We start from the raw sequence: 22,374 nt of genomic DNA on the forward strand, positions 1-22,374 counted from the left end.
CATGCTAATGCAGTTCAGGATGCTCCACGAGCGCATGCTCAAGCACCTGGTCCATATGGGACACCGGCACGAATTCCAGGTCTTCCTTGACGCTGTCCGGAATATCGCGCAGGTCGCGCTCATTGTCCTTCGGCATCAGGACCTTGCGGTAGCCTGCCCGATGCGCGGCAAGCGATTTCTCCTTCAACCCGCCGATCGGCAACACGCGCCCGCGCAGCGTAATCTCGCCGGTCATCGCCACGTCCTTGGAGACGTGGCGATTGGTTAACGCAGAAATCAACGCCGTAGCGATCGTAATCCCCGCCGATGGACCGTCTTTCGGGATCGCCCCTTCGGGGATATGGATGTGAATATCGTTCTTCTCATGAAAATCAAGCGGAATCCCAAGCTCAGCAGCCTTAGAGCGGGTGTAACTGAAGGCGGCCTGCGCCGATTCCTTCATGACGTCGCCCAGCTTGCCCGTCAGCGTCAGCTTTCCGGTTCCCGGCACAACGGTGACCTCAATCACCAGCGTCTCTCCGCCGACCTCCGTCCAGGCCAGCCCGGTCACGGTCCCGATCTGATCCTCCAGCTCGGCCAGGCCGTAGCGGAATTTCGCCGCGCCAAGGAAATCCTTCAGCGTGTCCGGTGTGATGGTAATCTGCTCCTTGTCTTCGGACACGATCTGCTTCGCGGCTTTACGGCAGAGCGCGGCCACTTGCTGCTCCAGATTGCGGACGCCGGATTCGCGGGTATACTCGCGGACGACCTTCAGCAACACGTCTTCGCCGATCGCCAGTTGCTCCGGTTCCAGCCCGTGCTCGCGTTTTTGCTTCGGCAGCAAGTAACGATTGGCGATTTGCAGCTTCTCCAGCTCGGTGTATCCGGGAATAAACAACGTCTCCATCCGGTCAAGCAGCGGCCGCGGAATATTGTGCACCGCGTTGGCGGTCGTAATAAACATGACGTTGGAGAGATCGAACGGAACTTCGATAAAATGATCGGAGAACGTATTGTTTTGCTCCGGATCCAGCACCTCCAGCAGCGCCGAGGAAGGATCGCCGCGAAAATCGGAAGCCATCTTGTCGATTTCATCCAGCAGGAATACGGGATTCAGCGTGCCTGCCGTCTTCATGCCTTGAATGACCCGACCCGGCATGGCGCCGACATAGGTGCGGCGGTGTCCGCGGATCTCTGCTTCATCCCGTACGCCGCCCAGCGAGATGCGAACGAACTCGCGTCCCAACGAACGGGCAATCGAGCGGGCCAGCGACGTTTTCCCAACCCCCGGCGGTCCAACCAGGCACAGAATCGGCCCTTTCAGTTTCTTGACCAGCTTCTGCACCGCCAAATATTCCAGGACCCGCTCCTTCGGTTTATCCAAGCCGTAATGGTCGTCATTCAACACCTGTTCTGCCTTGGCCAGATCAAGGTCGTCTTCGGTTTTGTTGCTCCACGGCAAGCTGAGCAGCCAATCCACGTAGTTGCGGATAACGCCGCCTTCCGCCGAGCTGGCCGGCATTTTCTCCAGGCGATCGATTTCCTTCTCCACTTTCTCCCGAACGTTCTCCGGCAGCCCCTTCTCCTCGAGCTGGGCTCGCAGCTCATCCGCCTCCCCGGCCCGTCCTTCCTTCTCGCCCAGCTCCTTCTGGATCGCTTTCATTTGCTCGCGCAAATAATATTCCTTCTGCGTCTTCTCCATCTGTTTCTTGACGCGTTGGTTGATTTTGCGTTCCAGCTCGAGCACTTCGCGCTCGTTATTCAAGATGTCGAGCAGCTTCTCCAGCCGCTTGCGGACATCGATCGTTTCCAGAATCTCCTGTTTATCCTTGATCTTCAAAGACAGGTGGCTGGTAATCACATCGGCCAGACGTCCGGCTTCTTCGATGTCCGATACCGCCGCCAGCGTCTCCGGCGTGACCTTCTTGGATAAATTGATATAATGTTCGAATTGGGTTAACACCGTACGCATCAGCGCATCAACTTCCGGATCAACCGTTTCTTCCTCCGGGCGCTCCATGGCCATAACCTCATAATATTCGTCATTATCCAAATATTCGATAATTTCCGCTCGTTCCATGCCTTCTACCAGCACGCGGATAGTGCCGTTGGGCAGCTTCAGCATCTGGCGCACCTTCGCGACAGTGCCGATACGAAAGATATCTTCCTGGGTCGGTTCTTCTATGTTCACTTCCGATTGAGAACAGAGGAGAATCAGATTATCTTCGACCATGGCTTTCTCCAGCGCCTTCACGGATTTCTCCCGTCCCACGTCCAAGTGCAGCACCATGCTTGGATAGACGAGCAGACCGCGCAGCGGCAGCAGCGGGAAACGCCGGCCTTTGGATTTATGGGGTCCCATCGCTTATGCACCTCCAAACGTTCTCTGTTGATATCATTGCTATTTTAGCAAATGTTACATAAAAACACCAACGAGGAGCGGCTGCTTCAGGCAGCCGCCCCCCGGAAAGCAAACGAGCAGGGCGCATGGGTAACCTTGTTCTGTTCCGGCTACATCGCCCCGCCTTGCGTAGGAGACTCTGCGTGCAGGAAAGGCGCAGGAGCCGTTGCCGGCGCAAACAACTCGCCGCCGATCGGCAGCTCCAGGTTCTTCTCGGCTTCGGGCCCAAAGACGTGCCGGAACACATCGCCTAACGTTTCAACGGCAATGACCCGCAGCCCCTCCAGACCTTCGAATAACGTTTGCCAGTTATCCTTCGGAATCAACACCGTCGTTGCCCCTGCCTGGAACGCCGCCTCCACCTTAGCTACAACGCCGCCGACCGGCTTGACTTTGCCGTGAATCCCCAACTCGCCGGTCATGGCGATCTGATGATTCACCGGCACTTGCTTGATCGCCGACGCAATCGCAGTAGCGATGGCCAGCCCGGCGGAAGGACCGTCGATCGGAGTTCCGCCCGGGAAATTAATATGAAGGTGATAGTTCGACGGGTTCAGACCGATCCGCTGCAGAACGGTCAGGACGTTCTCCACCGACCCTTTGGCCATGCTCTTGCGGCGCAGCGTACGGCTGCCCCCGCCGATCTCCTCTTCATCCACAACGCCGGTAATGTTGTAGGTGCCTTTGCCTTTCTCAGCCGGAACGGCCGTCGCTTCAATCTCCAGCAGCGTACCCATGTTCGCGCCGTACACGGCCAGGCCGTTGACGACGCCAACCGCAGGCTGAGCCGGAATTTTACGATCCGGACGAGGTGCAAGCTGGCTGCTCGTCGCCACCCACTCCAGATCCGAAGCCAGCAGATGATCGCGTTTCTCGGTAAGGGCAAGTCCGGCGGCCAACTGAACCATATTTACAGCTTCGCGGCCGTTGGTTGCATATTTCTTGATCACCTCTACCGCTTCCGGGCAAGGCTGGAAGCCGATTCGTTTCACCGCATCTTCCGCGATTTGGGCAATTTCCTCCGGCAGCAGCGGCCGGAAATAAATCTCCATACACCGCGAACGCAAAGCGGCAGGAATCTCTTGCGGCGAACGGGTCGTCGCGCCGACCAGACGGAAATCCGCAGGCAGACCGTTCTGGAAAATGTCATGGATATACGCCGGCGTGTTGGAATCCTCTGAGTTATAATACGCACTCTCCAGGAATACCTTGCGGTCCTCCAGGACCTTCAACAGTTTATTCATTTGAATCGAATGCAATTCCCCGATCTCATCGATAAACAGAATCCCGCCATGCGCCTTCGTGACGGCGCCGGGCTTGGGCTGCGGGATACCGGCAACGCCCATAGCCCCCGCGCCTTGATAGATCGGATCATGTACCGAACCGATCAGCGGGTCGGCGATACCGCGTTCGTCAAAACGGGCGATGGTCGCGTCAATTTCCATAAATTTGGCGTCGGATTTAAACGGGGATACCGGGTTTTTCTTCGCTTCCTCCATCACGACGCGCGCTGCCGCCGTTTTGCCTACGCCCGGCGGTCCGTAAATGATCACATGCTGCGGGTTGGCGCTGCAAAGCGCTGCTTTGAGCGCGCGCAGCCCGTCCTTCTGCCCGACAATGTCGTTCATCGAGGCCGGACGGGTCCGCTCCGCAAGCGGCTTGGTAAGCGAGACGGCCCGCAGCTTGCGGAGCTTCTCCATTTCCTTGCGCGATTCCCGATCCACCGCCAGCCGGTTCCCTTTCTGACTGCGCAGCTGATTCCAGAAATAAAGCCCGATGACCACGGCAAAAAACATTTGGACCGCCATCAGGATAACATTCAAATCCATACGCGTTACGCCTCCCACACTTAGACTGCGTGTTCAAACCGCCGGGATTAGTCGACGGCCTGAACAGCCTCATTATCTGATACTTGGTAGTATAGCCTTTTCGCTCCAAGGTAAAACAAGGAGTTTCAAGTGGGGATATTGTTGTACATTTATCCTTCGTTCACCTCGCGTGCCGGACCAAAAAAAGCCGCACCCTGCATGGAGCAGGTTGCGGCTCTGATCAAATCCAATCAAGACTGCGCGTGGGCACGGTGCTCCTTGCGTCCCGGGATCTCGCCGGTCGCTTCGTACACCTCCACGATATGGTCGATCTCTTTCTTCAATTCGTTCAGCAGTTCGGCTTCCGGGACTTTGCGAATCATTTCCCCATAGCGGAACAGCAGCCCCTCGCCGCGAGCGCCGGCGATCCCAATGTCGGCTTCGCGCGCTTCCCCCGGTCCATTGACGGCGCAACCCAATACGGATACCTTGATCGGCACCTTCAGGTTTGCAATGTAAGCCTCTACCTCATTGGCGATGGAGAACAGGTCGATATCGAGCCGGCCGCAGGTCGGGCAGGAGACGAGCGTCGCTGCGTTGGTGATCAAGCCAAACGTCTTCAACAGCTCGCGTGCCACCTTCACTTCCTCGACCGGATCCGCGCTCAGCGAGATCCGGACCGTCGAGCCGATGCCCATCGACAAGAGGGCGCCGATGCCGGCTGCACTCTTGACCGTGCCGGAGAACAACGTTCCGGCTTCCGTAATTCCCAAATGCAGCGGATACGGAATGACCTCCGCCGCTTTGGAGTAAGCCGCAATCGCCATCGGGACGTCCGATGCCTTCAATGACACGATGATGTCATGGAAGTCGAGCTCCTCCAGAATGCCGATATGGTACAGGGCGCTTTCCACCATCGCTTCCGGCGTCGGATAGCCGTATTTCTCCAGCAAATGGTTCTCCAGCGAGCCGGCATTCACTCCGATCCGGATCGGGATGCCGCGCTCCTTACAAGCCTTCACAACCGCTTCAACCTTCTCCCGGCGCCCGATATTCCCCGGGTTGATCCGGACTTTATCGATGCCGTTTTCGATCGCCAGCAGCGCCAGCTTATAGTTGAAGTGAATGTCAGCGACCAGCGGAATATGAATCCGTTTCTTGATTTCCTTGATCGCCGCAGCCGCTTCCTCATTGTTCACCGTCACACGTACCAGTTGGCAGCCTGCTTCCTCCAATCGGAGGATCTCCGCCACCGTTGCTTCGACATCTGCCGTCTTCGTCGTACACATGCTTTGGATGATCACTTCGTTGCTGCCGCCGATCGTCAAATTCCCCACTTTGACCGGCCGCGTATCTTGTCTCAAGAATGTCATGTCTGGTCTCTCCCATAACGATCAAAGCTCCACCCCCGCGGGCACGCGCCTTATTGAAGGGGGCGACAACGCAAAGGTGGAGAACCTTGACCTTTATTTTACCGCGAAGAAGCGGCTTCCCGCCTTACGCGCTTTCTTCTTGTTTCTTGTTCGGCTTGGCGGCCAATTCAGGAACCGTCTTCTCCTGAACGACCTTCTCGGTAATGACGCAGTCCGAAATATCGTCGCGAGACGGCACTTCGTACATTACGTCAAGCATGATGCCTTCAATAATCGCACGAAGTCCGCGGGCTCCGGTATTGCGCTTGATCGCTTCTTTAGCGATGGCTTCCAGCGCCTTCGGTTCGAACTGCAGATTGACATTATCCAGCTCAAGCAGCTTCTGATATTGCTTCACCAAAGCGTTCTTCGGTTCGGACAAAATACGCACCAGCGTTTTCTCATCCAGCGGCTCGAGGGTCGAGATGACCGGCAAGCGGCCGACGAATTCCGGGATCAACCCGAATTTCAGCAGGTCTTCCGGCAAGACCATCGACAGGTATTCGCCAGGTTTGAGTTCTTTTTGCCCGTCGCTGCCTGCGTTAAAGCCGATGACTTTCTTGCCGATCCGGCGTTTGATCATTTGCTCCAGACCGTCAAATGCCCCGCCGCAAATGAACAAAATGTTCGTCGTATCGATTTGGATGAATTCTTGATGCGGATGTTTGCGTCCGCCTTGCGGAGGAACGGAAGCGACCGTGCCCTCCAGGATTTTCAGCAGCGCTTGCTGTACGCCTTCGCCGGAGACGTCGCGGGTAATCGAAGGATTCTCCGATTTGCGTGCCACTTTATCGATTTCGTCGATGTAAATGATACCGCGTTCCGCTTTTTCCACGTCATAATCGGCAGCTTGAATCAGCTTCAGCAAAATATTCTCCACGTCTTCACCGACATAGCCGGCTTCCGTTAGGGAAGTTGCATCAGCGATCGCAAACGGCACGTTCAGGATTTTAGCCATCGTTTGCGCGAGGAGCGTTTTCCCTGAGCCTGTAGGGCCCAGCAGCAAGATATTACTCTTCTGCAGTTCGACGTCCTCAATCTTGCTTTGCGTGTTTACCCGCTTGTAGTGATTGTAAACCGCAACGGACAGCGATTTCTTCGCTTGCTCCTGACCGATGACGTACTGGTCCAAAATATCGCGGATTTCCTTCGGCTTCGGAATTTCCTTCAGATCCAGCTCTTCCTCGTGGCCCAGCTCCTCCTCCACGATTTCCGTGCACAGCTCAATGCATTCGTCGCATATATAAACGCCGGGTCCGGCAACAAGCTTGCGTACCTGCTCTTGCGATTTGCCGCAGAACGAGCATTTCAGTTGTCCTTTTTCATCGTTAAACTTAAACATGTAAACACCCCTTTATAGATTAGTGGGCTTGGAGATAACCTGGTCGATAATCCCGTAGGCCTTGGCCTCTTCCGCGCTCATGAAAAAATCGCGGTCCGTATCGCGCTCGATTTTTTCAAGGGGTTGACCCGTCCGATCTACATAGATCTGGTTCAGCTTCTCTCTCGTTTTGATGATCCAATCGGCATGGATCTTGATATCCGTTGCCTGACCGCGAACGCCGCCAAGCGGCTGGTGAATCATCACTTCGCTGTTCGGAAGCGCAAACCGTTTGCCGGGGGCCCCCGCCGTCAGCAGCAGCGATCCCATGCTAGCCGCCATCCCCACGCAGATCGTGGACACATCGGGTTTGATATATTGCATCGTATCATATATACCCATCCCCGCGGTAACGGAACCACCCGGAGAATTGATGTACAGGTGAATATCTTTCTCAGGATCTTCAGCCGCCAGAAACAACAGTTGGGCAATCACGAGATTGGCAACTTCATCATCAATCGCGTTGCTGAGAAAAATAATTCGATCTTTCAGGAGTCTCGAATAGATGTCGTACGACCGTTCTCCTCGATTCGTTTGTTCTACGACCATAGGTACCAGACTCATGCCGACCAACCTCTTTTCCTTTTCAATTTCCCTTGCGCTTACGTAAAACATTCTATCATGTTCGAAGCCCCATGTCATTTTTCGCCCAGTACAGTTTATGTTGGCTTTTACACATTATATAACCTTAGGCTTGTCCCGTGCCCGATGGAAATAAATGTATCGTGCGAAGATGAAAAATTAAGGCACGCATTTTATCATACGTGCCCTAACTTTTATCCTGATGTATACAAAGAAGCGGGATTCAAGGCTGGAGCGAATTACTCTTCGTCTTGGGCTTCTTCGGCTTCGGTTTTGTCGGCGTCGGCTTTCGATTCTGCTTTCGTCGATTTTTTTGTCGTTTTCTTTGCGGCCGGTTTGGATTCCTTGGATTTATCTTCGGCTTGCTCGGCTGGAACTTCCTTGCTGTTCTCCAGCAGGAACTCGATCGTCTTACGGATCAGGATTTCCTCGTTCAAGCTGCCCAAAGAACCGTTCGCCGCCAAAATGTTGCGGATCTCTTCCGGCGTGCGCTTGTAAGCTTCCGCCATATCGTTCAGCTCTTTGTTAATCTCGTCCTGGGTGACTTCGATCTTCTCGGCTTTGGCGATCGACTCAAGCACCAGGTTGTTGCGAACGCGTTTCTCTGCATCTCCCTGCATTTGTCCTCTGAGGTCGTCTACCGTTTGACCGGAGAAGCCCAGGAACATGTCCAGGTTCATGCCTTGCGAGCGAAGACGGTTGTCGAAGTCGCGAACCATGTTCTCCACTTCGCTGTTAATCATCGCTTCTGGAATTTCAACTTCTGCGTTTTCGCCGATTTTATCGACGAGCGCACCTTCGCGGGCCGCTTTGGCTTCTTGCTCCTTGCGGGCGCTAAGCTGCTTCTTCAGATCTTCCTTGAACTCGGCAAGCGTATCGAATTCGCTGACATCCTTCGCGAACTCGTCGTCCAGTTCAGGCAGTTGTTTGCGTTTGATTTCATGAACTTTCACTTTGAATACGGCTTCTTTGCCAGCCAGTTCTTCCGCATGGTACGTATCCGGGAAAGTGACCGTAACGTCTTTGAAATCGCCGGTAGCCATTCCTACAACTTGATCCTCGAAACCTGGAATAAACGAGTTGCTTCCAAGTTCCAGAGAATAACGTTCTGCTTGCCCGCCTTCGAAAGGCACGCCGTCTACGGAACCGTCAAAGTCGATGACAACCGTATCTCCGTTCTGAGCCGGCTCTTCGTCAACAACGACAAGCTCTGCATGACGCTGTTGCAGACGCTCCAGTTCGCTGTTCAGTTCTTCTTCGCTAACCTCGACGCTAACGGCAGGAACTTCTACGCCTTTGTAATCGCCAAGCTTCACTTCAGGCTTCACCGTAATTCTGGCTTTGAACTTGAAAGGTTGTCCTTTAGCGAATTGCTCAACGTCCACTTCAGGGCGATCCACCGGGAAAATATCCGTTTGGTCGACAGCTTCGCTGTACACTTCAGGCAGCAAGATGTCGATGGCATCCTGATACAAGCTTTCCACGCCAAAACGCGCTTCAAAAATCGGCCGAGGCACTTTACCTTTACGGAAACCAGGTACGTTGGCTCTCTTCGCTACTTTTTGAAAAGCTTTATCCAGTGCGGCGGCGACACGTTCCGCCTCCACTTCAACCTCGAGAACGCCGAGGTTCTTCTCTATTTTTTCCCAAGTTGCTTTCATTTTATGCCTTCCCCTCCAAATTTCACATATACTTTAAATACTGAAACCGAATCGCGACTAAAGCAGCTATTTCGAGGTGTCTTGCACTTGGGTTCCAGTATAGCTGTCTCTATGAACACGATCAGAATAACCATTATATTATAAACAACAAACAATCTTTTTACAAGAGCCGATCCGCAGCCAGGTACCTTCTACATGCCGTGCACGCTTCCCGACGCAACGAATTTACCGAGTGTTCGGCAGATCTGTTCATATCGCAGCCGCAGCCCGTCGGTAATTCCGTACATGGCGCGAATCTCCTCATCGGTTTGACTCCCGGACAAGCTGTCCGCTACCATTTGGTGCAGCGCCGCCGCCCAGATATCGATCACCGCATCCTCTTCGCCTAACAGCGAGCGGTAATCCACCGTTCCGTATAAGGCCATCACAAACTGCGACCATAACTCCTGAGCAAAATAAAAGAGCGTTGGATCATGCACCTGAGTCTGATCACCGACGCGATCAAGGACCGCTTGAATCGCCGGAGGGAAATCCTCTGGTTTCAGCGGGACGCTTTCAATCTCCACCTCGATCCGCTCCCCTCCGCGGGTAAAGACCAGAGTCCCTGTTGTCCCGCGGCGTCGCAGCGTTTGCAGCACCCGGTATTGAAGCAACGGATGCAGTTCCTCCCGGGTGATCCATCCGATCAGCGCATCGTCGATTTCAGGGCGATCCAGGTAAGCCAGCTGTTCCAGAGCCAGGAATGTCTGCTCCGACAACGGTTTGTTCCTTACGGTATGTAAGAGTTTATCCGCATAACCTGCATCTTCGGCCAGTTTAGCTTCCGCGAGCCGGCGGGCCAGCATCTCCTCGGTCTCCTCCTCATCCTCGAAGTCTTGCCGGTTCGCCGCACCGTCCTTCAGCGCGGGAAATGCGCCGATCAGCCAGTCCAGCAAAGCCTGCCATTCCTCGTAATGCCGGGGATCCTCGCCCTGGCACTGCAGCAGGAATTGCAGAAGTTCCACGGCCTCGGCGTATCTTTCCGTCTCGAGCATGCGGGTCAGTTCGATTTGATAATAGTCAAGCGTCTTAGGAAACAAGACAATGTTGTCTTTGTCATCGGGTCGTAAACTGCTGATAAGGGCACCTCCTTTTCTCCGAGTAGCAATTAATTGAGATTATAGCATAGTCCTCCGTGAAGGCAAAAACCTCGGTTCGGAAGGCCGATCCTCCGTGCAGAGAATGGCTTCCAAGCGCTCCTGCCAAAATTATCTTGCAGGTTATTGATCCCTCCGGCCTCCTATGATATAATATTTTTTGCTTGTGTTTTTCATATTTGAGGTGTCCCAGTAGCTCAGCTGGATAGAGCAACGGCCTTCTAAGCCGTCGGTCGGGGGTTCGAATCCCTCCTGGGACGTAACTAGAAAACACTCTCCATCTGGAGAGTGTTTTTTGCGTTTGCAGGGGGGGCGACGGACCCCGGTTGCGGCAGCGACGAAGCGAAGCCGCTCGCGCCATGGCGCGGAGGGGCGGGAGCTCGAGCTGCGAGCGTACCCCTAGTAGGGAAAGCAGCTCCTCCGAGAGGTTTGCGACATGCCCTCGATGTGAAGCGTACGGACGAAATCTATTCGAAATTTCGTCTATATTCAAGCTACAATACCGTATTTCGTAAATTCTATTCGATATTTCATATAGATTATGGACCTACAGCCTCCAAAAGGCCTAATATGTATGAAATTTCATATACATTCCGCCAATCGTACCGTAATCCGCAAATTCTATTTGGTTTTTCGCATATAATTTCGAACGACACCCCTTCCGTCCACTCCCCTGCCTCCCCCGTTACCCTACCGTTTATTTACCTTAGTTAAGTACATATCCCAGCTACCGGCAGCTATTCACCATTGTCCGGGTATAATCTCTGAAGAAGCTCAACCGACTGCCGGATCAACTTACGCAGCACGTCCACCTCTATGTCGGCAACTTGATGGATATACACACACCCCTTCCCTTGGGAGTGCTTCCCAAGGGATTCGAGCAAGGACTCACGATCTGGATCGTCCGGTGCGAGATATAAGCTGAACTTCGCCTTCCGAGGCGAAAATCCCACCAACGGCGCATCCCCCTCATGACCGGAGGTGTATTTATAATGGTAGGAGCCGAATCCGATGATGCTGGTGCCCCACATTTTTGCCGGATACCCGGTCGTTTCCGTAAAGAGATCCAGCAGCCGGTAGGCATCTTCCTTCTTCTTGGCAACGGCCACCCCTTCAATGAACTCGATGACACTGCGATCGTTTTCTTTCGTCTTCAACTCATACATTCCGCGACCTCCTTCAACTTGTTCAACTCTGCACCCTGTAGCTTCTGGCATAAGCAAGCCTCTGCAAGCCTACCTGAACTCATTTACTCCATCTCCCTGGCTTCTTCAACCCGTCTCAGCCATTCGTGTATTAACGTGTTAAACGCGGCTTCTTGTTCAATCTGTAAATTATGCCCCGCCCGATCCAGGACGGCAAACGTCCCCCGCGGATACAGCTCCAACAGGCGAAGCGCATCCGCATAGCCCACCGTAGCGTCCTGTCGGCCGAGCAGGAATAGCGAAGGGGCACCGAACTCCTCCCGGTCAATCGGGAAAGAAAACCCGTACCGCGACCGAATCTTGTCCAAGAAAACCGCATCCGCCAGACGACAACCAGACACAATCTCCTTGGCATACCGCGTCCAGGTACGTGGATCCAAAACCACTCCCATCGCGCGAAAATCTTCGTATTCCTCAGGCTGTAGCTGAAAAACTAATGCGGGGTCCTCGTACATGACTTGATGCATCGGCAGTTCCCGCCGGTCATTCTCCGGCACGATCATCGGACAAATGAACGCGGCTCCCTCCACCCGTTCGGGCTTACGTGCAATGATTCCCCTCGTCAAGTATCCGCCATACGACTCACCGGCTACCGCAAACCGCGATTCCGGAACCAGCTTATCGATTAACTCCAATACCGCCTCCAGCATCCCGTCCGTACTCTCGATATCCGCATAATCGCGAGAGCAGCCCATCCCCGGCAAATCCAGGTAGATTCGCCGCCAACCCGCCCGCTCCTCAAATATCGGCTCCATACAACCGCTCATCAACCGATGATCGGGTGTAAACCCGTGAATCAGCACGATCGGCCGCCCCGAACCGATCTCTTCATAATACAACTCCGCTTGGCTAACTTTGCAATAAGGCATTCCATCCCACTCTCCTTTTGCTTCTTCTCCTTCCACCATAAACCGAATGCATGTTCTTGCATAGACCTAAATCCCCATTTTTATCCACTCGGGTCATCCTTTGCTTTCATCCATTTCATATAGATCCGGGCGTTGAATCCGGCCTGCTTTCGGAACCAGCGCTGCGGCTTTCGCCGAAATTCGACGTAACCCAACTTCTCGTACAGCCGAATCGCAGCGACATTGGTGTCGACGACTTCCAGAATATAGTCCTCATATCCCAAATGGGATACAAGCTCGTCGTTCAACCGGCTGGCCACCCCACGCCCCTGGGCCTCCTTCGCTGTGGCGACCGCCTCGAAATAACACTGCCGATCGGCCAGATCCAGCGGCCTCTCCAACTCTTGCCGAACTAAGCCATAAAACAAGGTCCCCCTAAGCCAACCAAGCTCGCGCCGGAGCACCGCCCGGTTAAACCGAAAAGCACGTTTCCGTCCCGCGGAATAAGCGAAGATGCCCAGCACCGCCCCCTTTTCCAGCGCAACGAAAAACTGTTCCTTGACCATCGCATGCATCAGCGCCTTCGCCAGCTTACTAGGGTCCGCAGAGAAATAGCGCAGAGAGTCGTAAAAACCCTCCACAAAAATATCGGCCGCCTGCCTGACTTCCTCGTCCCCCAGCTCCGCTAAGTTCGATATCACGAAGTCCCCCATCAATTCCGAGCCTCCTACGTTTTTTTCTACTATATAATGGGGAGGCATGCCTGTAGAACCTTCTGGAGGATGAAGTGACGCTACTTCCCGGAACGGATTTAGACAAAACAGAGCACCGATCCCGCTGGACCGATGCTCCCGCAACCGCCAATCCCTGTTGGCAGCAACATATTAATATTGAAGATTGGCAATCGCCGATTTCAGGATTTCACAGGAATGTGCAAATTGGCGTTGCTCCTCCCACGTTAAATTCAACTCCAGGACCTCTTCAATCCCCCGATCGCCGATGATGGCAGGCACCCCGGCGCAGACGCCCGTCTGCCCGTATTCGCCCTCCAACACGGCGGAGACGGCGATGATTTTATGCTCATCGTTCAGGATGGAGCGCACGATATAAGCCAGCGCATTGCCGATCCCAAACTGCGTGTTGCCTTTTCGCGTAAAAATCTCCCAACCCGCGTCCTTGGTCTTCTGTGCGATTTCATCCAAATTCACGTGGCGGAAACGTTCCTTATGCTGCTCCAAAATGTGCAGAAGCGGCTTCCCGCCGATCGTGACATGCGACCAGGCGACAAACTGCGATTCACCATGCTCGCCCATCGCGTACCCGTTCACACTGCGGGGATCAATCGAAAACACCTCTGACAGCAGCGTTTTTAGCCGCGCCGAATCGATGGATGTCCCCGTACCGATCACGCGGTTCCGCGGAAACCCCGATACCTCGCGTACGATGTACGTCACCAGATCCACCGGATTGGCAGCCACAACGAAGACGCCGTCAAATCCTCCCCCAACGATACGGCTGACGATGTCACGCGTGATTTTCTCCGCCTCTTCCAGCACATCCAGCCGCGTTTGTCCCGGCTTCGGGTTAGCTCCCGCCGTCAGCACAACCACGTCCATGTCGCCGCAATCCTCCAGCCGGCCGGCCGAAACCTTCGTACGAGTTGGCGTAAAATCCATGCAGTGCGATAAATCCAACGCATGCGCCATCGCACGGTCATATGTCCGGTCAATCATCATAATCTCATCGCAGATCGATTGGTTGATCATCGAATAAGCGCAAGCCGTGCCTACCAACCCGGACCCGACGATCGTCACCTTTCTTGCCTTTTTGGCCATTCCGCCGCCTCCTCATCCTTGCCGTTCTCTATATCCTACGCCTAAATTATATCCGCAAACCGCAAACCCGCATATTAGGGACAGCACACAAAAGGAGGGCCGAGGTTAGCCGGCAGTACGAGTTGTTATCGACTTATTAATACGAGTCCCACGGTAAGTTGAATATGCTTCTGAAAAAATCTCAACAACTCGATCGCAGAAAAAAATACCCGCCTCCTAAACACTCCTTTGAAAAGAGTTCAGGATGCGGGTAGCTGTTGATGGTCGAATCAACTAGCTCTTCATCCGCGGGTCCAGCGCATCGCGCAAACCGTCGCCCATCAGATTGAAGGCCAGAACGGTAAGCATAATCGAGATCCCCGGGAAGACGACCGTCCACGGTGCGGTGGCGATAAACTGCCGTGAGTCAGACAGCATCTTGCCCCATTCCGGCGTTGGCGGCTGTGCGCCCAGACCGAGGAAGCCGAGCGCGGCCGCTTCGATGATCGCCGTAGCGATCCCAAGCGTACCTTGTACGATAATCGGCGTCAAGCTGTTGGGGAGGATGTGCCGCAGCAGAATCGCGCTGTTCTTCATCCCGATCGCCCGGGCCGCGGTGATATACTCCTCGTTCTTCAGACTCAGCACCTTCGCCCGAACCAGCCGTCCATACGTCGGAATATTGACGATAGCGATGGCGAGCAGTGCGTTCTGCAGGGAAGGCCCGAGGATAGCTACGATCGCAATCGCCAGCAGAATGCTCGGGAACGCCAGCAGAATATCGAACAGGCGCGAGATCACCATATCGATCCATTTGCCGTAAAACCCCGCCAAAATCCCCAACAGCGTGCCCAGGATGATCGATCCCACAACGGAAAAAGTACCGACCCACAAGGAGATGCGGGCCCCGTACAGCACGCGGGTAAACAGGTCGCGTCCGAGATCGTCGGTTCCAAACCAATGGGACGAGGACGGAGCTTTCAACCGGTCACGCAAGACCTGTGTGTCGTATTCATATGGAGCGATGACCGGAGCCAGCAGCGCGATCAGAATGAAGAAGCCGATCATGACGAGGCCGACCATCGCGATTTTATTTTTGCGGAACGCTCTCCACGCATCCCGCCAAGGTCCGGAAACCTTCTCGGCCGGGATGGAGGTACTTCCGTTTGATGTTGCCGTCGTAGCTTGTGCCATGGTTTCCCTCCTTTACCGGTAACGAATGCGCGGATCTACCGCTGCGTACAGCAAATCCACGATCAGATTGATGAGGACGAACAGGAAAGCAATGATCAGAATTCCGGATTGAATGACCGGATAATCGCGCGAGCTGATCGCCTCGTAAATGTACCGTCCCACGCCAGGCCAGGCGAAGATCGTTTCAGTCAGGACCGCGCCGCCAAGCAACGCGCCCGTTTGCAGACCGATCACCGTCAGCACCGGGATGAACGCATTCTTCAGCGCGTGCTTATACACGACGATGAATTGCGATAGTCCCTTGGCCTTCGCGGTCCGGACGAAATCCGAGTTCATGACCTCAAGCATGCTGGAGCGCGTCATCCGGGCGATGACCGCCATCGGAATCGTGCCCAGCGCCACGCTTGGCAAGATCAAATGCTTGCACACCGTCCACAACTGATCCCATCGGCCCGCGATGAGGCTGTCGATCAGATACAGGTTGGTGACCGCTTCTACCGGATCCCGCTGATTCATCCGCCCGATCGAAGGCAGCCAATGGAGTTTAAGCGAGAAAATCCACTGCTCCATAAGGCCAAGCCAGAAGATCGGCATCGACACCCCGATGAGCGCGATGAGCATGCAGATATAATCGAACCAAGAGTTTTGCTTCCAGGCGCTGATAATCCCGGCGTTCACGCCGAAGAAAATCGCAAATGCCATGGCCGCCACGGTGAGTTCCGCCGTTGCCGCCAGATACGGAGTGATTTCCTGGGCAATCGGCACTCTCGTGCGGATCGATTGCCCCAAATCACCTTTCAGCAAATCCCCCATGTACGTGAAATACTGCTGATACCACGGATTGTTCAGGCCGAGTTGCTCGCGAAGCGCCTCTTTGGACTGCTCCGTCGCTTTCTGCCCCAGAATCGTTTCCGCAGGATCACCGGGAATCGCATGAATAATGGAAAACACGATAATCGTCATGCCGATCAGGACAGGAACCATGATGAGTATTCGTTTCAAAATATAAGCTTTCAAGATGAGGTTCACCTGCCAGAGGCGTTAAAGATACCGCCTGTTATTCGAAATAGATGTTGCTATAGTACTCCGTCCCCGTCGGCGCCGGAACATAACCCTTCAAGTTTGCCTTAGCTGCCAGAAGCGGGGTCGTGTGCACGAGCGGGATCCATGGGGCGTCGGCTTTGATGATCTCTTGAGCTTGTTTATACAACTCTTCGCGTTTCGGCTGATCGGTTTCTTTTTGCGCCGCAATCAACAGTTCATGCAGTTCGTCATTCGCATAGTAGCTGTAGTTGTTGGACGGAATCGCGTCTTTGTCCAGCAGCGTGTACAGGAAGTTGTCAGGGTCCCCATTATCGCCGGTCCAGCCAAGCATATACAGATCGTCTTTCTCGCCGGCTTGCGCATCATCCAGATAAGTAGCCCACTCCGGAGACTGGATGACCACCTTCACGCCAACCGCTTCAAAGTTCTGTTGAATAACCTCGGCGACCTTCTTGCCATCCGGCATATAAGGACGGGATACCGGCATCGCATAGAAGACATATTCACCCGGCAAGCCGTTCGGATAACCCGCTTCCGCCAGCAGCGCCTTCGCCTTCTCAGGATCAAACTCGTAATCGCTGATGCTGTCATTGTAGCCCCACAGGGACGGCGGCATCGGGTTCTTGGCCGGTTCTGCCTGCCCTGCGAAGAAAGCGTCGATGATCGCTTGCTTGTCGACCGCATAGTTCAGCGCTTGTCTCACTTTCACGTTGTTAAACGGTTCTTTCTTTGTGTTGAAGCCAACGTAGCCGACGTTGTTGGAAGGACGCTCGATCTTTTGCAGATCCGTATTCGCTTCCAGCGTCGCCAGATCATCCGGGCTCAAATCTTCCATCAAATCGATCTCCCCGCTTTGCAAAGCGTTAAATCGCGCGGAGTTGTCAGGAATGGAACGGACAATCACCTTGTTCAGCTTCGGAAGACCTTCCTTCCAGTAGTTCGCATTTTTCTCCAGCGTGATGGAGTCGTTGCGTTTCCACTCTTTGAACACGAATGGACCTGTGCCAACCGGTTCGTTCTTGAAGTTCTCTTTCTTCTCCTGAATGGCCGTTGGGGATGCGATCCCGAAAGAGGTCATGGCCAGGTTTTGCAAGAAAGGAGCTTGCGGTTGGTTCAGCGTAAATTGTACGGTGCTTGGATCAACGGCTTTTACTTCTTTAATGACGCGTTTGCCGTCCGGACCAAACATGGAATCGTAGTAATCGAAGGAATCGCCTTCGAATTTGAATTCGCTGCTGGGATCGTTCCAGCGGTTGAAGTTAAATGCGACCGCGTCGGCATTGAAATCGGTGCCGTCATGGAACTTCACGCCTTGACGCAGCTTGAACGTGTATGTCAACCCGTCGTCGGATACCGTCCAGCTCTCAGCCAGCGAGCCCTGAACCTCTGTGGTTCCTTCCTTGTACTCCAGCAAAGAATCGAACACTTGGTGTGCGATTTTCAGCGATTCACCGTCCGTGACGATCGCCGGATCCAGCGATGCAGAGTCCCCGCCGCGGCCAACGATCAGAGTATCTTGGGAAGATCCGGCCGGAGCGCTCGCCTCCGTGTTGGTTCCCGCATTGGTTCCGTCGGAGTTGCTGCCGCCGGCATTGTTGTTGCCTCCGCAGCCCGTAAGAGCAACGGCCGCACTAAGCATCGTGACTAAAACGACACTGCTCCATCTTTTTGTTTTCATTTTCTGGCTCCCTTCTGAATCACGATATATAATTCCTTGTTTATTTGAAGCCGGGCACATAACCCGAGCTATAAACCTTAAGAGGCCGTTCAAACCGCGATCTTCCGATCACGATCACGAGGACAAGCTCGCGCTTCCTGCGGCTTTCGCGTCCGTAAACAGATGGCAGGCCGTCAAATGGCCCGCATCGGTCTCGGCCAGCTCAGGGCGATGCGTCCGGCAGACGTCCATCGCCATCGGACACCGCGTGTGAAACGCGCAGCCGACCGGCGCATTGGCCGGGCTGGGCACTTCGCCCTGCAGGATGATCCGCTCCGCCTTCTTGTCCGGATCAGGCTCCGGGACAGCGGACAGCAACGCCTGCGTGTACGGATGCTGCGGTGCGGAGTACAGCGTGTGCTTGTCGGCGATCTCAACGATCCGCCCGAGGTACATCACGGCGACCCGGTCGCAGATATGCTTCACCACACTCAAATCATGGGCGATAAAAATGTACGTCAAGCCGAATTCCTCCTGCAGATCCTGCAGTAGGTTAATGACCTGCGACTGGATGGACACGTCGAGCGCCGAGACCGGCTCGTCGGCGACGATCAGCTTCGGCTGGAGCGAGAGCGCCCTGGCGATGCCGATCCGCTGGCGCTGCCCGCCGGAGAATTGATGCGGATAACGCTGCAGATGGCTTTGCGTCAAGCCAACGACATCGATCAGCCGATCGATCATCGCCCGGCGTTCCTTCGCATTGCCCACGCCGTGCACGATCAGCGGTTCCTCGAGAATTCGCTGCACGGTATGCCGCGGATCCAGCGAGGAGAACGGATCCTGAAATACAATCTGCATATCCCTGCGCTTCCGGCGCAGCGCTTCGGGGGACAAGGCGGTAATATCCTCCCCCTCGAACAACACCTTTCCGCCGGTTGGCTCGATCAGCCGGAGCAAGGAACGGCCGGTGGTTGATTTCCCGCAGCCGCTTTCCCCTACCAAGCCAAACGTTTCGCCTTTGCGTACCGTAAACGAGATGTCATCCACCGCTTTGACAAATTGCTGAGACTGGCCGAACCATCCGCCTCCGATAGGGTAATATTTTGTCAGATGTTCGACTTGCAGTAAGGGTTCATTCATACGACTTCCTCCCGTGGTGTTTCATGGAGCCAGCACCGGCAGCTATGCGCCGCTTCATATTCCCTGAGCTCGGGCAGTTGTTCCCGACAGATCGGCAGCGCGTACGAACACCGTTCGGCAAATCGGCAGCCTTTCATCTCCGTGTTCAGGATGGGCACATTGCCCGGAATGGAGAACAAGCGCTTGCGTTCTTCGTCCATTCGCGGCACCGATTGGATTAACCCTTGCGTGTACGGGTGCATCGGATTCTTGAAGATATCCCGCACGCTGCCTTCCTCTACGACTTTACCGGCATACATCACCGCAACCCGATGACACATCTCGGCAACAACACCAAGGTCGTGCGTAATCATCATCACGGCAGTGCCGTTCTCTTCGTTCAAGCGCCGGATCAGGTCCAGAATCTGCGCCTGGATCGTTACGTCGAGTGCCGTAGTCGGTTCATCGGCAATCAACAGCTCTGGGTTGCAGGAGATCGCCATAGCGATCATCACCCGCTGCCGCATCCCTCCGGACAATTGGTGCGGATGTTCATCGATGATAGCTTCGGGCCTAGGGATGCCCACTTTCTTCAGCATGTCGATCGTATGCTCCCGCGCTTCCTTCTTGCTAAGCCCTCGGTGCAGCCGAACCGTTTCCCCGATCTGTTGGCCAACAGTAAACAATGGATTCAATGACGTCATTGGCTCCTGAAAAATCATCGAGATGGAGTTGCCGCGGATCGATCGCATTTCCCGTTCCTTCATCGGGACGATGTCCTGACCCTTAAATAAAATCGAACCGCCCGTGATTTTACCGGGAGGCTGCGGAACAAGCTTCAAGATCGACAAGGAGGTTACGCTCTTGCCGCAGCCCGATTCCCCAACGACCCCAAGCACCTCTCCGGGATTGACATACAGGTTCACGCCGTCCACCGCAGGGATTTCGCCTCGATCCGTAAAAAAGTGGGTATGCAAATCCTTAATCTGCAAAATGGGTTGAATCATGTTACAGCCTCTTTTCCTGAAAAAATGGAATCTCGCCGCATTGGGCGAATCGCTTGCTTCCAACCGACCGTTCGACAATGTCCGTCAATAGTAGACATATGTACAGCCACGCTATCTTGCTGTGATTTGCTAAAGCGATGTGTTGTAATTAAACTCTATAATTCATCTCTTCAATACGGACAAATGTATATTGCCGCTTCCTTACTGCAACCAATTAAAGTGTGAACTTAAACGGAAGGATGGTTTAAACGATGTAGGATAGATCACATTTTTCTGTCGATTTTTCACTAAAATTTGACGATTATTCGAACTATGGTCAATTGAAGTGTTAGTTTAACTGACACCAAAAACAAAATGGGTTGTTTGATAAGTTACTTTACAGCATTTTTACCGGATAGACAATAGAAATTTTATTCATGTCAGGTCTATGAAAGCTATTCCGGGTGCGGATGATGTCAGTTTGAGATTGGGCGAGCATATGGAGTAGAATGGAAGTAATCGTGATCAAATTTAGGGTGAGAGGTGATGTTATGAGTTCTGAGCTTAAAGGCATCTACGATATCGAAGTCCGTACCATTACAGGCGAAACGACGACACTTGCGCCTTACCGCGGCCAGGTGCTGCTCCTTGTCAATACGGCCAGCGCCTGCGGGTTGACTCCGCATTATGCAGGTTTGCAGCGCCTGTACAGTGAATACAAAGAGCAGGGCTTCGCTGTCCTTGGCTTTCCCTGCAATCAGTTCGCCGAGCAGGAGCCCGGGACTGAGGCGGAGATCCAGGCGTTTTGCGAAACGAATTATCAAGTCACCTTCCCCCTGTTCGCCAAAATCGACGTAAACGGGGAGAACGCCCATCCGTTATACCGGTACTTGCGGGAGCACACGCCATCTCCTTACGACACCGGGGATATCGAATGGAACTTCGTGAAATTCCTCGTGGATCGGGAAGGTACCATCGTCAAAAGATACAGCGCCCGCACTGAACCTGCGGAGATCGAGGCGGATATTCGCGAACTGCTGGAGAGCGCTGCACCGGGTCGCTAAAGTGCATACCGCAATTAAGCCGCAAGGGGCTTAGGTCTCCCTGCGGCTTTTTGCTTTGTCCACTGCGGGTGGAAGCATCTCTTAAAAAAATTCGCTGCAGAGGGACGGAACCCGTGATCTTTTCGACAACTTCCGCTATAATCTGACTTATGACAACGACAAGAAGAACCGAGCCATTCCGTTACACCCGCAACCTCCGATCGAAGCATCGATCGAAATCCTGTCCATCGACGGGCAGGTGCTGTCCTGCAAGCCTGCTCAAATCGACGTGATGGATATCAACAAATCCGGTTGCCAGATTCGTACCGAGCTGAATTTACATGCGGCCTCTCACGCGATCCGCATCCTTCTGCATGTGCGCTTGACCGAAGAGATTCACACCTATCCCGGGGAAATCCGCTGGCAAGGGGAATCGGAGCCCTCGTATCATCATTACGGTGTCCATCTGGAACTTACCGACCAGGAGAAGGAGAACCTGAACATCGAGCTGAGAGGAATGGCGGCAGCCCGAAAAATCATCGTCAAATAATAGAATCAAGCCCCGACCAGGTAATTCTTGGCGGGGCTTGATTCTTATTCGGGTTGGCGTTATAATATTTCTTGCTTAGCTTTCGCGGGTGTAGTTCAATGGTAGAACGCCAGCTTCCCAAGCTTGAGGCGAGGGTTCGATTCCCTTCACCCGCTCCATAACCATTTTTAACCTCCCAACCCTTTGTTGACAAAGGGTTTTTTTGATTTATTCGGAAGCCGAACTGCCGAGAATCCCGGACCTATTTAGATCTTGCCCAAGTCTTCACCGCGCAGATCATCTCGTGTTTTGGAGCCCTTTCACCAAATACCAGGCGACCCTGAATGTTATATACACTCGCCCCAAACTTGGCCGCCACCGCCGCCACGCCCCCCGGCCAATCCGCCGCTGCAGATGACCTCGTTGTATGATTCCGCGCTCGATTTGTTCACTATCCCCCCCTATGGACCTCATTTCCCCCATCCACCCCCTTGCTTCCTCAAAAACTTAAATGAACCCGTCTGAAAATTTCAGAAATCGTTATTGCGGTACATATTTTAACGATATGTGTTACT

General features: G+C 54.0%; 18 protein-coding genes and 2 tRNA genes. 4 read left to right on the top strand and 16 right to left on the bottom strand.

Annotated elements, in window-relative coordinates; all coding sequences use genetic code 11:
* Positions 1-4: 4 nt before the first annotated feature.
* From lon to BN3795_RS02255, 7 genes are all read right to left on the bottom strand, one after another.
* A complete protein-coding gene (lon, locus tag BN3795_RS02225; protein WP_068783124.1) occupies positions 5-2,341 on the bottom strand; it encodes an endopeptidase La in 2,337 nt (778 codons plus the stop codon).
* A 149-nt stretch (positions 2,342-2,490) separates the two neighbouring features.
* Positions 2,491-4,209, bottom strand: a complete 1,719-nt coding sequence (lonB, locus tag BN3795_RS02230) for an ATP-dependent protease LonB (protein ID WP_068783125.1) — start codon at positions 4,207-4,209, stop codon at positions 2,491-2,493.
* Positions 4,210-4,439: 230 nt separating this feature from the next.
* Positions 4,440-5,561: a flavodoxin-dependent (E)-4-hydroxy-3-methylbut-2-enyl-diphosphate synthase gene (gene ispG / locus BN3795_RS02235; RefSeq protein WP_068783126.1), complete on the bottom strand. Its 1,122-nt coding sequence runs from the start codon at positions 5,559-5,561 to the stop codon at positions 4,440-4,442.
* 124 nt (positions 5,562-5,685) lie between these two features.
* On the bottom strand, positions 5,686-6,942 hold the full coding sequence (gene clpX, locus BN3795_RS02240) for an ATP-dependent protease ATP-binding subunit ClpX (RefSeq protein WP_068783127.1): 1,257 nt from the start codon (positions 6,940-6,942) through the stop codon (positions 5,686-5,688).
* A 12-nt stretch (positions 6,943-6,954) separates the two neighbouring features.
* Complete coding sequence (clpP, locus tag BN3795_RS02245) at positions 6,955-7,545, bottom strand: ATP-dependent Clp endopeptidase proteolytic subunit ClpP (protein ID WP_068783128.1); 591 nt, start codon at positions 7,543-7,545, stop codon at positions 6,955-6,957.
* Positions 7,546-7,802: 257 nt separating this feature from the next.
* Entirely contained in the window at positions 7,803-9,224 is a 1,422-nt protein-coding gene (tig, locus tag BN3795_RS02250; protein WP_068783129.1) for a trigger factor, read from the bottom strand.
* A gap of 191 nt (positions 9,225-9,415) precedes the next feature.
* Positions 9,416-10,258 carry a hypothetical protein gene (locus BN3795_RS02255; RefSeq protein WP_232729839.1) on the bottom strand — a complete coding sequence of 281 codons (843 nt, stop codon included), beginning with the start codon at positions 10,256-10,258 and terminating at the stop codon, positions 9,416-9,418.
* A 288-nt stretch (positions 10,259-10,546) separates the two neighbouring features.
* Here BN3795_RS02255 and BN3795_RS02260 point away from each other — a divergent pair.
* Positions 10,547-10,620, top strand: a tRNA-Arg gene (locus tag BN3795_RS02260).
* A 477-nt stretch (positions 10,621-11,097) separates the two neighbouring features.
* Here BN3795_RS02260 and BN3795_RS02265 read toward each other — a convergent pair.
* The 9 genes from BN3795_RS02265 to BN3795_RS02305 form a co-directional block, all read right to left on the bottom strand.
* The gene (locus tag BN3795_RS02265) at positions 11,098-11,526 is read right to left on the bottom strand and encodes a DUF1801 domain-containing protein (RefSeq protein WP_068783131.1); all 429 of its coding nucleotides are present in this window, start codon (positions 11,524-11,526) and stop codon (positions 11,098-11,100) included.
* A gap of 83 nt (positions 11,527-11,609) precedes the next feature.
* Positions 11,610-12,434, bottom strand: coding sequence for an alpha/beta fold hydrolase (locus BN3795_RS02270; protein WP_068783132.1), 825 nt, complete (start codon positions 12,432-12,434; stop codon positions 11,610-11,612).
* An 80-nt stretch (positions 12,435-12,514) separates the two neighbouring features.
* The gene (locus BN3795_RS02275) at positions 12,515-13,126 is read right to left on the bottom strand and encodes a GNAT family N-acetyltransferase (RefSeq protein ID WP_068783133.1); all 612 of its coding nucleotides are present in this window, start codon (positions 13,124-13,126) and stop codon (positions 12,515-12,517) included.
* 171 nt (positions 13,127-13,297) lie between these two features.
* Positions 13,298-14,248, bottom strand: coding sequence for an L-lactate dehydrogenase (locus BN3795_RS02280; RefSeq protein ID WP_068783134.1), 951 nt, complete (start codon positions 14,246-14,248; stop codon positions 13,298-13,300).
* A 273-nt stretch (positions 14,249-14,521) separates the two neighbouring features.
* A complete protein-coding gene (gene nikC / locus BN3795_RS02285) occupies positions 14,522-15,421 on the bottom strand; it encodes a nickel transporter permease (protein WP_068783135.1) in 900 nt (299 codons plus the stop codon).
* 12 nt (positions 15,422-15,433) lie between these two features.
* The gene (locus BN3795_RS02290) at positions 15,434-16,438 is read right to left on the bottom strand and encodes an ABC transporter permease (protein ID WP_068783136.1); all 1,005 of its coding nucleotides are present in this window, start codon (positions 16,436-16,438) and stop codon (positions 15,434-15,436) included.
* 40 nt (positions 16,439-16,478) lie between these two features.
* Positions 16,479-18,143, bottom strand: coding sequence for an ABC transporter substrate-binding protein (locus BN3795_RS02295; protein ID WP_068783137.1), 1,665 nt, complete (start codon positions 18,141-18,143; stop codon positions 16,479-16,481).
* A gap of 114 nt (positions 18,144-18,257) precedes the next feature.
* On the bottom strand, positions 18,258-19,262 hold the full coding sequence (locus tag BN3795_RS02300; RefSeq protein WP_068783138.1) for an ABC transporter ATP-binding protein: 1,005 nt from the start codon (positions 19,260-19,262) through the stop codon (positions 18,258-18,260).
* A complete protein-coding gene (locus tag BN3795_RS02305; protein WP_068783139.1) occupies positions 19,259-20,248 on the bottom strand; it encodes an ABC transporter ATP-binding protein in 990 nt (329 codons plus the stop codon). Before BN3795_RS02305 ends, BN3795_RS02300 begins: the two co-directional genes overlap by 4 nt.
* Before the next feature lie 530 nt (positions 20,249-20,778).
* Here BN3795_RS02305 and BN3795_RS02310 point away from each other — a divergent pair.
* From BN3795_RS02310 to BN3795_RS02320, 3 genes are all read left to right on the top strand, one after another.
* Positions 20,779-21,291 (top strand): glutathione peroxidase, encoded by a 513-nt coding sequence (locus BN3795_RS02310; protein ID WP_068783140.1) that lies wholly within the window; start codon positions 20,779-20,781, stop codon positions 21,289-21,291.
* Positions 21,292-21,529: 238 nt separating this feature from the next.
* Complete coding sequence (locus tag BN3795_RS24845) at positions 21,530-21,820, top strand: PilZ domain-containing protein (RefSeq protein WP_198524623.1); 291 nt, start codon at positions 21,530-21,532, stop codon at positions 21,818-21,820.
* Positions 21,821-21,904: 84 nt separating this feature from the next.
* Positions 21,905-21,978: transfer RNA gene (locus BN3795_RS02320), tRNA-Gly, on the top strand.
* Positions 21,979-22,374: the final 396 nt, after the last annotated feature.

It is taken from the genome of Paenibacillus phocaeensis, from assembly GCF_900021165.1.
GTDB classification, from domain to species: domain Bacteria; phylum Bacillota; class Bacilli; order Paenibacillales; family Paenibacillaceae; genus Fontibacillus; species Fontibacillus phocaensis.